Source organism: Campylobacter concisus, assembly GCF_003049085.1.
GTDB classification, from domain to species: Bacteria; Campylobacterota; Campylobacteria; order Campylobacterales; family Campylobacteraceae; genus Campylobacter_A; species Campylobacter_A concisus_H.
Genome location: NZ_PIQX01000003.1, coordinates 179,910 through 193,143 on the forward strand (window position 1 = coordinate 179,910; position 13,234 = coordinate 193,143).

Below are 13,234 nucleotides of genomic sequence, written 5' to 3' on the forward strand. Positions count from 1 at the left end.
GCTCCTTAATCGTTGAAATATTGCATTAAAACTTCGCCATTTTTAGGTTTAGCAAACCACATGTGATTTGTTGGTACTAAAAATATACGGCTTCCGCTTTTAATTTCAATTGTTGGTTTAATTTGACTTTGTTGTTGAATTATGTCTTGAACCACACTACTTACATCACTTCTTGAATTAGAGTAAATTTCATTTACATAGGTGTTGTTTGCATTGTTTCCGCTATTAATTTTCGATGCTATGCCTAAAAGCAAAGCATTTGTAATTGTTGAGATTGAATATGCTATGCCGTATCTTTCCCAATATTTGTTATTGACTGCTCCAACTGCTCCTGTCATACCCATATTATCAGCTACTATTGCATCTGTTAGCATTATGTTTATGCCTTGTGGCGTGATAATCTCTCGCCATCTAATTTCTAATCGCTCGTGTCCGATCTTGGTGTCGTTGGTGTAAAATCCTATTGCTTTACTTCCACGTGGTATCAATACGGCTCGCCCCATTGCGGCATATATATCTTGCTCTATTTGAGCCGTAACTATTCCGCTTAAGTCTGAACTTATTGCACTGGTTAATATTGCTGGGATTAGTCTGCCAGCTCTAATTGTGCGATACAGCCTATGTTCATTTGTGCTTATATCAACTGGCTTTTGATTTGAAAAGCTATCAACGCCATATTTTGAGCTGTTTTGATTTACGCTTTTTACTTCATTATTGCGATTTGCTAAAATTTGCGCTCGCATTAGCTCCTGCATTCGTTTTTTATACGCCCTTTGGTTGTCTATTGCCATTTCTTGTCGCAATTGTTCTTGTTTGGCTTGAAGCTTGGCTTGTTGTTCTCTTGCACGCTGTGCCATTTGCTCCTGCTCTTGTATATCTTGCTCAGGCGTCTGATCTTGTAAATTTTGATTTCTTTGTTCATTTAAAGCATTTTGTTGCTTGTTGCCTAGCTTCTCGAGTCTGTTTAAAATCTCAGTTAAATTCTGATCTTCATTTGGCTCTCTCTTGCCAGCTTTATAAATATAATCATCTACTGGGAATTTTGAATTTTCGAATAGATGATTTAAATTTGTTTGATTTTGCAAATTCCTGATCTTCTCATCTTTTGCTTTTTTGCTTATATTTTCGTCATCAAATATTTCAGCCGTAGCTGTATTGGTGGCAAAAAGGGGGGCAGATATAACGCTAATTGTAACTATGCTTAAAAATAGTCTATTCCCCTTTTTCATTTTAAATTCCTTTAGTTTCATTTATTGTTTTTTTGTTTTCTTTTTGGTGCTGTCTTATTGCTTCTTTATCAGTATTTAGGTTTTTTCTTATTTCTTTTCTATCTCTTTCTTCTTGAGTTTCTTTTCTTTCTACGCACACATAGCTATCGCCACTTTTAATAGTAAATTTTGGATTTATGGTTTCGGCTATAATGTAATCTCCTATTACTCTTGTTTCTACTGGGCTGTCCTGCTTGTCGATAACCGCAAAAATTGTAGGAATTTGTGGCATTTCATCTTTGGCATATTTAAAATATGTAAATTTCTTGTCGCTAAAAATTTCTGCTGACAAAAGCCATTCATTTTCTTTTTTCGCCTTTTGCGTATAGCCAGTATATATATCGCTCTTTAGCACTTTTAGCTCTGCTATGCCATCTTTTATGATTTTATATTTATCGCTTTCATCTTTTGCTTTGGCTTGCTTTACCTTTTGCACTTCATCGTCTTGTATGCGAATTACAAAGCTTGGGTCATTCGTATTTTTATAATCTGTCGAATACAAATAAAATGTGTGGATTTTTCCATCGCTTGTAAAAATAGTTAGACTTGTATCAATTCCTATAAGCTGTGGGATTATCGCTATCGCATTTGCTTTGCTTGGTATTTGCTCTACTTTAAATCCTGTTTGGTCACCCAATACAAAATTATCTATATCATTATCAAATATAAGCGTTGTTGCCATTGCTTGGCGAGTACGTATTTTATGCGTCTTATTTGGTACGTATTTTATTGTTTGTGTATTTTCATATCCGCTATAATTTTTAGTGTGGAATTTATTTTGTAGTGCTTTTAAGTCCTGATTTCTTATAGCATTTTGCATAAGCTCAAGCTCTTCTTTGCTTATATCTTGTGATTGCTCCACACCCATTCCATCTTGCTCTGGTATTTGAGCCATTTGTGGTTGAGAATTATTAAATTTTGCTAGTTGCGGATGATTGTTCTGCCCCATGCCAAATGGTTTTACCTTGAAATTTGATTGAACTTGGCTATTAATATCCTTGTTTTTGTCATTAAAAATATCTTCGCCCATTGAGCCATTTTTTTGCTGTTCATTAACTAGTTCTTGTGTCTGTCGCATAATTGCGCGGACTTCATTCATTTGTTCTTCACTTAATCCGCCTTGATCTTGTTCTGCATTTAAATTTAAAACAAATAATGCTATTAAAGATAATCTAATTAAATTTTTCATTTCTTATCCTTTTCATCTATTATCTGCGTTACTTGATATTTGTTCACTATAAAGCCTGTTGGGTTTTTCATTGTGTCCGCATAATTACTAGTTTGGTTACGGAAGTCATACTCTATTGCACTTCTATATTTTTTATAGCTAACTTCAGTGCGAGTTGGATTTGTAATTTCTGCTTGAAAATCTATCGTAGCTACATTTTGGCTTAAAATCGCTACGTTTAGAATTTTTATATCTCTATAGTAGTTTTTGGTAGTGTAAATTGAATTAGGATCACTAACCAAATTTTCGAACGCTTCCCATACCTGTCTACTACTTTGCGTACGTATTTCGTTATAACGCTCGGCATCATCTATGCGATTAATTAGCTCTCTATTTTTCACATATCCTGCAAGTATGCTTTTTAAAAGTTCTTCATTGTTTCTAACATTTAAACTGGTATCGTCTATTGTCACAAACCTTGAGTCACCATCTGAAAATTTTAACAATACAGGCTTTGTCTCTTTAAGAGGTGTTAGTAGTGCTATTGCAACAGATAAACTTATGCTAACTATTGTTAAAGCAATGATCACATAAAACATATACGCTTTTATGTTTCGCTCCGCCTTAAAAATAAAATTTGGGTCTACTTTTTTGTCTTCGTATGCCATATTAACCTACTTGTATGATGTCGTAGCAAGCGCAAGGGCTTACTTTTTCTATTTTGCTTGGCTTATCAGCACATCCACTTAAAAATATTGTTAAAGCTGTTGCTACAATTACTGCTAGTTTCATTTTTAGCTCCTTTGTTCTTTGTGTTCTATATAGTATTTACGCCAATGTATTGGGCTTTCAGTCTTTAATTTTTTTATCAAATTTACGCTATCTGAGCTTGACGAGAATACTCTTAAATAATTTCCTAGGCTTGACAAATTGACATTTAGTTTTGCGCTCTCGTTTCGTAGCTTCATGTTTAAAAGCACCTGCCTAGCATTTGATTGAGTGTCTTTTAAGAATTTAGCTTCCGTAGGCGTTAGTCCTATTATCTCGCTTAGCTGATTTAGCGTATCTTCATTGTTTGTTGGGAAGATAAGAAAATTTGCGATATTGTCAAGAAATGATGAGCCACGCTCATTTCCGTTAAATAGGCTTATGTTTTGAAAGCCAAAGCATCCAACACCGCCTATCTTTCTCCACTCCAAAATACCTTCAAGGATTTTCTCTGACATTACTTCATCTCTTAAATAGTCCTTCAACTCGTCTATGAAACAAAAAAAGCCACGTATATTTTCGCTATTTTTTGCCTGATTTTTCAGTCTGTGAAATACATACATTGCGGTGAGGGCTGATACCTTTTTGTTTGGCAATATTCCATCCATGTTTAGTACTGATAGCTGTTTTGTGAAATTTAGGGCATCTTCTTTGTTATCAAAAATTGAGCCCTTATAATTTCCAAATCTAGTTTTTAATCTTGCTTCATTATCAGCTGGCAGTGAGTCTATAAAATCACTTAACGACAATATTTGATCCGCTTGCTTATTATCAAAAAGCCTATTTATTGTTTCTCTAATATCTTTTGTTGCATCATGCTCTTCAGGCTTTAGCTCAGCCATTGAGCTTAGCCATGAAGCCAAGAATTCTCTATTTTCTGCTGTGTCGGCTAGGCTGAATGGATTTAGCTTAAACCCATCGCTTTCGCTATCATGATATTCGCCGTCCATATAATTTGTGAAGCAATACATACCCCTTAATTTGTCCATTGCAAAAATACTTACAGGATATTTAAAGAGGTTTGTCATTAAAAATTGAATTGTTGTTGTTTTACCAGTTCCTGTTCCGCCTATGATCATTGTATGACCAGCTGGTCTATCTCCATCAGGCTGGCAGTGGAAGTTGAACAAAAATGGTGTGCCGTTTAAGTGTTTAAAAGTCGTAACTGCTTCGTCGCCCCAATCATTTTGGTTAAAGCCAGTTACTTCGTTTTCAAAATTTGCAATCGTAGCTAGGTTGCTTATATTTAAGGTTTTCTTTCTTGCATTCAAATTTCCACGACTTGGGAAGAGGCTAAAATATAGTGCCTTTTGGTTAATAGTCTCTCTAACAACGTTGAGACCTTGATTTTCAAGGATATTTTTTAATTCATTTGTGCGATTATCCAATTCCGATAGGTTGTCGGCTAGGCAATATATAGAAAAGCTTGTTTCAACTAGGTTTTCTCTATCTGCTTGGATAAGCTCCATCAAATGATCCAGTTCTTGTTGGACTAGTTCAACCGAGAAGGCTCTAGTATCTTTTATTTTTTTGATTGCTTTGCGTTTTTCATAAGCTTTGAAATAAATCATTGTCATAAACTCATGATCGCTTTTAATTAAATTTGACGTAATGATTGACTTAATTTGCTCTGTTTCGTATGCCTTGACGCTTATAAATCTTGCATATTTTGTTGTGCCATCATTTCGATAAAATTCAATATAATCTTTTTTAAATTCGACATAAGAGCTAATGTAGCTATCTGTTATTAATTCGTTTGTGTATCTTAAATTTGTTTCCTGTGCGTTTGAGTATGTGGCATAAAAATTAATTATCTCATCACTACTCATCTGGCGTGGTTGATACGTTGCCAAATGATTTTTTATATTTAAGAGCGTGTTATTTAACAACTCCATTTTTTGTTTATAGTTTGAGCTTTCTTTATTTTTTTCGTCTTGTTCGCTAGTTACTTTTGTCTTAAAACTTTCAAGAAATCCAGTTATATTTTTCGTCGTAGTCGATATAAGCATAAAATATTTGATTGAATAAATATCTTGATTTTGTTCCCATTTTTCAATTATTTCATTCGCATATTGATTTATATTTTTTTCGATGTAGTCTTTAGCCTTGATTTTAGTTTTTTTGATGATTAAATTGGTCTCTACATTATCTCTTAGCGTCGTAAAAAACATAATTCGATTTAATAGATAATCCATTTCATTGTCAAGACTAATTCCTGCGTAGCTTGTCCCTTTTAGCTCCACTGCAATTGTTATGTTGCCATCTTTTGTAACAATAGCATTCTCGCCGTATTTGCATGCGATATTGTTTTCTTTTGCCATTGTGTATATTTCAGGTTCGCCCATCATTATTATTCTGTCAGCTTTTTTATTTATTTGACTTATTTTTGAGCGGATATCACTATCTTTTTCTTTTTTTGTTTCAATTCCAAGTTCTTGTTTGTTTTGTTTCCAATCTTTAAAAACATCTATAAGTCCACGAGCCATTATCTAATCCTATGCAAAAAATTTTCTTTGTGAAATTTTAAGATTTGAGCCGATGATCTCATAGATATCTTCATCGAAAAATTCCAAAATGAAAAAAAAGCAGTATAAAACTGCAACGACTGCCAATGAATACAAAATCAAGATAAACCACGATATAAATCCGATTACAAAAATAATTAGTAAGCTTGTTGTAGTTAGCCCCATTATTTTTGTTTTTCTAGTTAAGTCCATATAGCAGTCAGTTACAACCATTTTACACTCGCTTTATCTTAAATCTACATTGCTGCGGCAGTTAATCCGTAGCAAACCCCGAGGATAATTGATGCGATTACTACAAATCTTATATGTTGTTTTATTTGCTCTACATTGAAAAATGCTGTTAGCATAAGGACAATAATCCAGAGAATTCCAATTACAAGTATTATCGTGTTGAGAACGCTCGCAACACTACTTCCTGCTTCGGTTACTTGAGTATTTACGTTTTGCTCAAGTGTCTTCAACACATTTTGTCCGCCACCTGCTCCAAAAAGAAACAATGGTGAGCACATTGCCAGATAAAAAAGCTTTTTCGCTTTTGATAGGATTTTTTTCATTCCATACTCCTTTGTAATTTATTTTGTTTCCGTTACTATATTATTTTTAAAAAACGGACTTTTTGTATAAATATTTTTAAGATGTATGTTTTTATGGGAGTTCTAAAATATGATATAAGTTTTTTTTAATTTTTTATTTACTTTTTAATTTTTCTAAAGTAACGTTTTTTTGGCACTTCATTTATTTTTTTTATAAATTTTTTCTTTTACAAAATGTCACTTTTTAAAAAATTTGTATTTTTTTATTTTTCATTATCTTTTATATCTTTGACTATATATTTTTCAATTTTATATATTCTATTTTAATTTATTTTTTTATAAATATAATTTTTTCTTATCATCTCTATTTTACATATTTTATATTTTTTACAAATATTCTTTTTAATTACTATTCTTATTTAAAAAAATAAAATCTCATTTTATTTTTTATTTTTATTCTTTTGTAAAAAGAATAAAAATCACACTATAAAGCCGATTATATCGGCGTTTAGTGTAAAAAGTGATATATAAAAGGGGTTATCCTGCCTATCTTCTCGCATTATATTTTTTTAACTTTACTTACACTAACATCATTACAAATCTTTTAAATAGTTGGAGTTTTTATTTTGGCTAGGACAGAAGCGCAATGGGATGAATTTTTAAAAACTATCAGAGCTGGGCGAACAAAAAATTCAATAAATGAGCACAAAAATATATCTTTTAGCTCGAGCCATATTTCATCGATTAAAAATTCTTTCTTAAAAAATACAAAACAATCTGTTGTGAAGATGATTTCAAATTTACCACGTGAAAGTATTAAAAGATGTATTGACTACACTCTTAATAACTCAATTGATGGCTCTGCCATCAATGAAAAAGGGGAGAGAGTAAGCAGTGACGAAATTATGAAAAATTGGAGTAAGGATTTTGGCACAAATAAAAATTCAAAAGACGCTTGGCATCTGATTTTCTCAATCAATGAGCCATGCAATGACGAAAAAACACTAAACGCTCTAGTTGATAGTGTTAGTGAAATTTTAAGTAGAAATTTTATGGGGCATAAGTATGCTTTGGTGCTTCACACGCATCAAAACAACCCACACGTGCATGTGGTTCTTAACAAGCGTAATGATATGACTAGGCGTAAAATTCATTTTGATACTCGTGACGAGATTAAAGATTTCTTCGACGAAGTTCGCACTGATTTTGCCTATTCGCTTGGCGCAAGAGGGTTAAAATACGAAAATAAAAACGCTATGCATAAGGATTTAAAAAAAGAATTTTCTAAAATAAAATCTAGTGTCAACCTTGAGCAGGATAGCTATACGGCAAAGGATAAAACACTAGAATTTTACGAGCAAATGCAAGAAAAAAATAAGAGAGAATACAATGCAACTTCCAGCCGTATTAAGGCTATGAATGATGAGATTGATTTGCTAAAAAAAGCTAATGATGAGCTGACTAGGCAATTTTTACTATACGTTCAGAAAAAGGGCAAAAAACGTTTTAAGCTGGGTAAGGAGCTAAAAGAGAATAATAAAATATTACTTCAAAAACGCAAGGATTTAATAAAAGAGATTAAAAAGCTTGATAGTCTTTCACATAAGGCTACTCAGATTAATGATATGCATTTGGCTCACTACAAGGATCAATCTGATACCCTTAAATTACTTGAAAATTTTAGTTATAACTTTAACAAAATTTATCCGCACGGTAAAGGCTCTAGTAAAGCCGACTGGTTATTTTCTAAAAAGGTAAAACGATCTATTGCTGTGCTTCGTGGGCGTGATGATAATGCTAAAAAATACTTTGATGATAGCTTAGTTGCTACACGTCTTTTGGGTCGCAATGAAAGTCTTTTTAAACTTAATAAAAAACTTGAAATTTTAGATCAAAGCCTTTATATTTTACATCACTCTGAGCTTGGCGATACTGAGAAAAATGAATTTAAAAAGCGACTAGATGATAATAAGGATTTTATAGCCGATATATGTAAAAAACGCTTTTTATATATTGAAAATAAGCTATTAAAATCTGAAAAGATTAGTAAGGACGATTTTCTTTTAAAAGAGTATTTTAAAGGCGTATCTATGCTTGATACTACGGCTAATGAACGACTTGTTAGGATTAAAAACGAGCGTAGGCTTTATAAGGATGTTTTGGCTGAGCGTGAGGCTATGGGCTTAAATTCTTACTCTTCGTATGATAAAACTCAAAATGAAAAAAATAACGATCGTAGTAGATAAATGCTATTACCTACTATTTTAAAATTTCTTTGATTGTTGTTTGATAGTTTGCTAAAAAAATAATAAAATATATAATAATAAAACTACATATAATTAAAATTAATAAAAGTTAAGAATAATAAATAAAGTAATTTTTTATAAAAATTAAGATAGTAAATATTAAAAAATGTGTTATTTCGTTGGCACATTCTTTAAAATACTTTTGACATTCCTATCTGTATAAACTTCATCTCTTTTACTTATGTCGAGAAAAAGTACTATAAGCTCTTCGTCTTGTATAAAACATATTAAACGATAGTTTTTTACTCTATATCTCCATAATCCACTCAAATTCTCAGTTAATCCTTTTCCACTACTGCGAGGATCATCACTTTCCTCGAGCCGATCAAGAAACTTTTGAATTGGTTTTTTTATTGAGCCGTCAAGTTCATTAAACTTCTCTTTGGCATAATCGCTAAATCGTATCTTATAAGCCATTTTCTTTCTTTATATCAGCCCATGAGGTTGATTTGCTTCCGCTAGCCAAATATTCAGAATAAAGCTTTGCTCCAAGCTTTGCATCTTCAATATCTTGTAAGGCTTCGCTGTCGATCTTATCTTTCGATGTGTTGATATACTTTATCGTATATGTTGGATTGCTGGCTTTGGCGACAGCGTTTTTTATAGCTTGGATAATTTGTTGATTTAAATTTTCGCCTGTAATAGTTATTGTTTTCATGTGTCTTGCTCCGTTTTATCTATTCTTATCCATTATTTTTTCGATATCTATATCTGCGCCTTTATCTTCTGTTTCGCAATAACTAGCTTCAACTGCATAATTTTTTCCAAGAGTCCTAACCAAATCTGGTTCGTTTCCTATATATCCTTGACTTCTTAATTGCTTATATTTTTTTATGATTTCTGCACAACTTTCTTTTTGCTCTTTTTTTTGCACCTTTGGCAGTTGAAACTCTGCACATCCACTAAAAAACAACCCAGCTATTGCTGTAATTATCAAAACCTTATTTACTTTCATTGTAAATCCTTTTTTAAGAAAAATTATAACATATTGTATAAAATTTTACGTTATAAGGCTATTTGGTTTCTCGACCAGCTTTATCATACTCTGGCTCTTCTTTGCTCTTCTTCGTCGATCTGACACACTACTTCGTCGTCGTGCCATATCATGCACCCAAGGGAGTCTAAGTACTCAACCATCAACCTAACACTGCTTTTTAAAAATGAGAGCTCTCTATCACTTATATTTGCAAGCTCTCTTGACTCTAGTGGGAGCGGAGCTTTAATTAACTCATTCATTATTTCATTTGCTCTCTCAAATTTATTATAATCTCTATTCATGTTTGCTCCTTTTATGGCAATTTAAAACCTATTGCATAAATCGGATACACATTCTCTATAAACCCACTTTTAGCCAAAGTTTCTCTTATTTCCTTAAAAGTATGGCGACGATCATCATATTTGATCCAGCCACCTTCAATATCTTTTTTCTCAAAATACCAATACACTTCATCTATATTAATATAGCTTTCTTCGACATGCCCCTGTTTAAGTGCCATGCTATTATCAAATTTATCTGCTGGCTCGGCTGGTTCTATAACATAGTAGTATTCATTGTCGCTAGCTGCTTTATAAAAATCTACTACTCTATAGATAGACTCGAATTTATCAAGTGGTCTATCCATGTGCTTTTTTAGGACTATTCTGTCATTTGATTTAAATTTTTGCATTTTAGACTCCTTAATTGTTTAGGTTTGCTAGTAAATTTGACTTTTCGTCTTCTATGCTCTTAATTACATCTTCTTTATTTGTAATTTCGCAACCAAACTCGTCTGCTAGCTCAATTATGTACTTTTGAAGCCTAGCACATTCGGCTATGACTTCTTCGCTGTCGTCATCCAAATCCCCTAACCATTTGCATTCTTTTAACGCCTTTAGCGTCATTTCATGCCTGCAGTAGCTCATAAATATCTCTCTCATCTTCTACTCCTTATCTATTTTCTCTTATATTTTGCTCTATAACATCTTTTGTGGCTCTTAGTGACTCACAAAATGATGTAAACTCGGTCTTTTCGCCTTTATTATAGGTAACATAAACTACGTTAGTTGTGTTCGTGTCGTTTAACATGGCTTCGTATACCACACCATTTCTTTGCATCGATATATGCTTTTCATCGCCATTTATCTTTCCGTATTGACTAAGTAGGTTAATTATGCTGTTTGCTTTCATCTCTTATCCTTTCTTTTTATAATAAGATTATATCCAAAATAAACTTAATAAATAATAAAATAATAAATAATAGAATATTATATAATTAAAATATTCAGTAGTAAAAAAATAATCTATGAAATAAAATAATAAAAATACAAACATAATATTTAAGCATTTTTTAAGTTACATTATGCTTTTTTCTTCCCCCTTTTTAAATTTACACATCGCTTTTAGCGATGCTACTATATTGCGGGGCGTTGCGGGGTATCCCCGCTTAATACCATAAAGAGCCGAGACCTAGGCTCGGCTCTGGCGTTCCAGCACTCTAGTGCAGGTCGCCTGCCATAAATTTCGGACAATTTGTAAAAATAAATTTACTCAACAATGCGTCAAACTCCCACACAAAGGGGATAAACATCACTTTATCAATACTTATTTAAAGCTTAAAGTCTAAAAACCATAGCTTTATCCTGACTAGCCAAATCCTGAACTATTGACGAGAAAATGTAAAATTTCTTACTATTTAAAAGCCTTACAAACGCCGATACAATGGGGCTAAACCTAACTTCATCAATACTTACTTAAAGCTTAAAGTCTAAAAAGCAGATGGCTTGCATTCGATTACGGCTCATAAAATTTCGGACAATTTGTAAAAATAAATTTACTCAACAATGCGTCAAACTCCCACACAAAGGGGATAAACATCACTTTATCAATACTTATTTAAAGCTTAAAGTCTAAAAACCATAGCTTTATCCTGACTAGCCAAATCCTGAACTATTGACGAGAAAATGTAAAATTTCTTACTATTTAAAAGCCTTACAAACGCCGATACAATGGGGCTAAACCTAACTTCATCAATACTTACTTAAAGCTTAAAGTCTAAAAAGCAGATGGCTTGCATTCGATTACGGCTCATAAAATTTCGGACAATTTGTAAAAATAAATTTACTCAACAATGCGTCAAACTCCCACACAAAGGGGATAAACATCACTTTATCAATACTTATTTAAAGCTTAAAGTCTAAAAGCAGATGGCTGTTTTTTATCGTATCTTAGATGATCTTTCGTAGTCTTTTTCAATTTTTGCATTTATCAAGTTAAATCGCTTATAGCTTTCTCTCATTCCCTGCAATGTCTTGATCTTTGGTTCTATTTCTCTAAATTTTTCAATATTAAGGGCGTATAGGTCTTTTATTCTACTTTTCTTAGCATCTGGCTCGAGAAAGTCGTATTTCTTTGACAAATACTCAACTTGCCGAGAAAACTCCTTTAAAGGCTTTGTTATGCTGTCGAGATTAATTTTATTACTACTTATACCTAATGCTGTGCCTGCTACCAAATCATCATTAAAGTCCTTTAGGATTGGTTTGGCTGATCTCGCATTTGGTACTATTTCTAGTATCGCTTTTGTAAATTCTTTGCCACGTTCGTCATTATCAAATCCTAGTACAACTCCTGCATTTGGTGCCAGCTTTGTCAATGCTTTTATGACTTCCTTTTGCGTTGCCGATATTTGACCATTTGTTGAGCATAGGAGTGTTTCTTTTAAATTTACGTCTTTTATTTCACAATATGATAATGTATCTATCATGCTCTCACAGATTACAATATTTTTAAAATCCTTTGGATTCTTGTGTGCTTCGTCTGCCTTGAGTATTTCAAGCCCCTTTATTCCATTGCAGAGCTGTTTTATTGGCTTAGCGTATGCCTTTCCTTGCTGATCCTGCGTTAAAGGCTTTGATAAATAGCTTATATACCCTGTCTGTTTTAGAAATTCTCTTTTGCCACTGCTTAGTTCCAATACACTTAATGTATATGTTGGCACTATTGCATTCTTAAATTTTTCATCCTGCTTGAGGCTACTAAATTTTATCAGGATATCACTTTTAATTTTTCTTTTGCTAGTCAAAAATGAGTTTTCATCTATCTTATTTAATTTTTTAAATTTTTCTACTATAATACTATCATTTTCTTTTTGTTTTATTATTTCTTTAGTATTGATTTTTAACGTCTTTACATCGTTTATTATATTTTCATCTATTAAATCTTTTATTGAAACGCCACGATTTTTGGCGAAATTATAAATATTTCCTCTATCATTATCATCGCTTGGGTTAAAGTATAAATAGTGTCCGTTGCTTTTTCTCGTTATGATAATTGTATCGGAGTTGTTGTTTGTGAGTGTCTTGTAATTTTGGCTACTTTTCTCTCGTTTTTCAAAGTAGCCATTATTCTTTAAAATTTCATCTAGTGGGAGTTCGACTAAATTTTCTTTGTTCATTGTTTAGGACATAATTTTAAAAAGTTCTCACGCTTCTTTGCTTGTTTGTGTGGTTTTTTGTCTGTTATCGAAAAATATTTTTTAAGTGCTGGAGCACATTCGCTTGGTCTTGTTGGGCTCGATAGGCATAATAATGCTTCGCATGCCAGCTTTGCATCTCCTGTTATTTCCTGTGCTACTGCACTACCTGCAAACATTGTTATGGCAACAATACTTAAAACTATTTTTTTCAT

Annotated in this window: 17 protein-coding genes; 1 reads left to right on the forward strand and 16 read right to left on the reverse strand. The window is 32.5% G+C overall.

Annotation, left to right across the window (positions count from 1 at the left end; translation table 11 throughout):
- Positions 1-5 precede the first annotated feature (5 nt).
- Genes CVT13_RS04890 through CVT13_RS04915 form a run of 7 tightly spaced genes read right to left on the reverse strand, consistent with a single transcriptional unit; the run spans position 6 to position 6,283 of the window.
- Positions 6-1,229, reverse strand: coding sequence for a DNA type IV secretion system protein ComB10 (locus tag CVT13_RS04890; RefSeq protein ID WP_107811799.1), 1,224 nt, complete (start codon positions 1,227-1,229; stop codon positions 6-8).
- Between the two features lies 1 nt (position 1,230).
- Positions 1,231-2,457 (reverse strand): TrbG/VirB9 family P-type conjugative transfer protein, encoded by a 1,227-nt coding sequence (locus tag CVT13_RS04895; protein ID WP_107811800.1) that lies wholly within the window; start codon positions 2,455-2,457, stop codon positions 1,231-1,233.
- Positions 2,454-3,104 (reverse strand): type IV secretion system protein, encoded by a 651-nt coding sequence (locus tag CVT13_RS04900; RefSeq protein ID WP_021091981.1) that lies wholly within the window; start codon positions 3,102-3,104, stop codon positions 2,454-2,456. Before CVT13_RS04900 ends, CVT13_RS04895 begins: the two co-directional genes overlap by 4 nt.
- A 1-nt stretch (position 3,105) precedes the next feature.
- Positions 3,106-3,228, reverse strand: a complete 123-nt coding sequence (locus CVT13_RS10540) for a hypothetical protein (RefSeq protein WP_263973553.1) — start codon at positions 3,226-3,228, stop codon at positions 3,106-3,108.
- Between the two features lie 2 nt (positions 3,229-3,230).
- Positions 3,231-5,690 carry an AAA family ATPase gene (locus tag CVT13_RS04905; protein ID WP_107811801.1) on the reverse strand — a complete coding sequence of 820 codons (2,460 nt, stop codon included), beginning with the start codon at positions 5,688-5,690 and terminating at the stop codon, positions 3,231-3,233.
- A 9-nt stretch (positions 5,691-5,699) separates the two neighbouring features.
- Entirely contained in the window at positions 5,700-5,942 is a 243-nt protein-coding gene (locus CVT13_RS04910) for a hypothetical protein (RefSeq protein WP_103560445.1), read from the reverse strand.
- A 23-nt stretch (positions 5,943-5,965) separates the two neighbouring features.
- On the reverse strand, positions 5,966-6,283 hold the full coding sequence (locus CVT13_RS04915; protein ID WP_107811802.1) for a hypothetical protein: 318 nt from the start codon (positions 6,281-6,283) through the stop codon (positions 5,966-5,968).
- 605 nt (positions 6,284-6,888) lie between these two features.
- Here CVT13_RS04915 and CVT13_RS04920 point away from each other — a divergent pair.
- Positions 6,889-8,508, forward strand: coding sequence for a relaxase/mobilization nuclease domain-containing protein (locus CVT13_RS04920; protein WP_107811803.1), 1,620 nt, complete (start codon positions 6,889-6,891; stop codon positions 8,506-8,508).
- A 171-nt stretch (positions 8,509-8,679) separates the two neighbouring features.
- On the opposite strand, the gene CVT13_RS04925 is transcribed toward CVT13_RS04920, so the two are convergent.
- The 9 genes from CVT13_RS04925 to CVT13_RS04965 form a co-directional block, all read right to left on the reverse strand.
- Positions 8,680-8,985: a type II toxin-antitoxin system RelE family toxin gene (locus tag CVT13_RS04925; RefSeq protein WP_051303952.1), complete on the reverse strand. Its 306-nt coding sequence runs from the start codon at positions 8,983-8,985 to the stop codon at positions 8,680-8,682.
- The gene (locus CVT13_RS04930; protein ID WP_021091971.1) at positions 8,975-9,226 is read right to left on the reverse strand and encodes a hypothetical protein; all 252 of its coding nucleotides are present in this window, start codon (positions 9,224-9,226) and stop codon (positions 8,975-8,977) included. Before CVT13_RS04930 ends, CVT13_RS04925 begins: the two co-directional genes overlap by 11 nt.
- Before the next feature lie 15 nt (positions 9,227-9,241).
- Entirely contained in the window at positions 9,242-9,523 is a 282-nt protein-coding gene (locus CVT13_RS04935) for a hypothetical protein (protein ID WP_103560448.1), read from the reverse strand.
- Positions 9,524-9,606: 83 nt separating this feature from the next.
- Positions 9,607-9,846, reverse strand: coding sequence for a hypothetical protein (locus tag CVT13_RS04940; RefSeq protein WP_103560449.1), 240 nt, complete (start codon positions 9,844-9,846; stop codon positions 9,607-9,609).
- Between the two features lie 11 nt (positions 9,847-9,857).
- Positions 9,858-10,235, reverse strand: a complete 378-nt coding sequence (locus tag CVT13_RS04945; protein WP_103560450.1) for a hypothetical protein — start codon at positions 10,233-10,235, stop codon at positions 9,858-9,860.
- A 10-nt stretch (positions 10,236-10,245) separates the two neighbouring features.
- Complete coding sequence (locus CVT13_RS04950) at positions 10,246-10,485, reverse strand: hypothetical protein (protein ID WP_103560451.1); 240 nt, start codon at positions 10,483-10,485, stop codon at positions 10,246-10,248.
- A 10-nt stretch (positions 10,486-10,495) separates the two neighbouring features.
- Positions 10,496-10,735 (reverse strand): hypothetical protein, encoded by a 240-nt coding sequence (locus CVT13_RS04955; RefSeq protein ID WP_103560452.1) that lies wholly within the window; start codon positions 10,733-10,735, stop codon positions 10,496-10,498.
- A gap of 1,027 nt (positions 10,736-11,762) precedes the next feature.
- Entirely contained in the window at positions 11,763-13,001 is a 1,239-nt protein-coding gene (locus CVT13_RS04960; RefSeq protein WP_107811804.1) for a toprim domain-containing protein, read from the reverse strand.
- Positions 12,998-13,234 (reverse strand): TrbM/KikA/MpfK family conjugal transfer protein, encoded by a 237-nt coding sequence (locus tag CVT13_RS04965; protein ID WP_103560454.1) that lies wholly within the window; start codon positions 13,232-13,234, stop codon positions 12,998-13,000. Before CVT13_RS04965 ends, CVT13_RS04960 begins: the two co-directional genes overlap by 4 nt.

Coding starts and splice junctions, on each gene's coding strand:
- CVT13_RS04925 (WP_051303952.1), bottom strand. CDS start 8,985: ATGGCTTATAAGATACGATTTAGCGATTATGCCAAAGAGAAGTTTAAT.
- CVT13_RS04890 (WP_107811799.1), bottom strand. CDS start 1,229: ATGAAAAAGGGGAATAGACTATTTTTAAGCATAGTTACAATTAGCGTT.
- CVT13_RS04960 (WP_107811804.1), bottom strand. CDS start 13,001: ATGAACAAAGAAAATTTAGTCGAACTCCCACTAGATGAAATTTTAAAG.
- CVT13_RS04895 (WP_107811800.1), bottom strand. CDS start 2,457: ATGAAAAATTTAATTAGATTATCTTTAATAGCATTATTTGTTTTAAAT.
- CVT13_RS04910 (WP_103560445.1), bottom strand. CDS start 5,942: ATGGTTGTAACTGACTGCTATATGGACTTAACTAGAAAAACAAAAATA.
- CVT13_RS04915 (WP_107811802.1), bottom strand. CDS start 6,283: ATGAAAAAAATCCTATCAAAAGCGAAAAAGCTTTTTTATCTGGCAATG.
- CVT13_RS04900 (WP_021091981.1), bottom strand. CDS start 3,104: ATGGCATACGAAGACAAAAAAGTAGACCCAAATTTTATTTTTAAGGCG.
- CVT13_RS04930 (WP_021091971.1), bottom strand. CDS start 9,226: ATGAAAACAATAACTATTACAGGCGAAAATTTAAATCAACAAATTATC.
- CVT13_RS04905 (WP_107811801.1), bottom strand. CDS start 5,690: ATGGCTCGTGGACTTATAGATGTTTTTAAAGATTGGAAACAAAACAAA.
- CVT13_RS04935 (WP_103560448.1), bottom strand. CDS start 9,523: ATGAAAGTAAATAAGGTTTTGATAATTACAGCAATAGCTGGGTTGTTT.
- CVT13_RS04940 (WP_103560449.1), bottom strand. CDS start 9,846: ATGAATAGAGATTATAATAAATTTGAGAGAGCAAATGAAATAATGAAT.
- CVT13_RS04950 (WP_103560451.1), bottom strand. CDS start 10,485: ATGAGAGAGATATTTATGAGCTACTGCAGGCATGAAATGACGCTAAAG.
- CVT13_RS10540 (WP_263973553.1), bottom strand. CDS start 3,228: ATGAAACTAGCAGTAATTGTAGCAACAGCTTTAACAATATTTTTAAGT.
- CVT13_RS04965 (WP_103560454.1), bottom strand. CDS start 13,234: ATGAAAAAAATAGTTTTAAGTATTGTTGCCATAACAATGTTTGCAGGT.
- CVT13_RS04945 (WP_103560450.1), bottom strand. CDS start 10,235: ATGCAAAAATTTAAATCAAATGACAGAATAGTCCTAAAAAAGCACATG.
- CVT13_RS04955 (WP_103560452.1), bottom strand. CDS start 10,735: ATGAAAGCAAACAGCATAATTAACCTACTTAGTCAATACGGAAAGATA.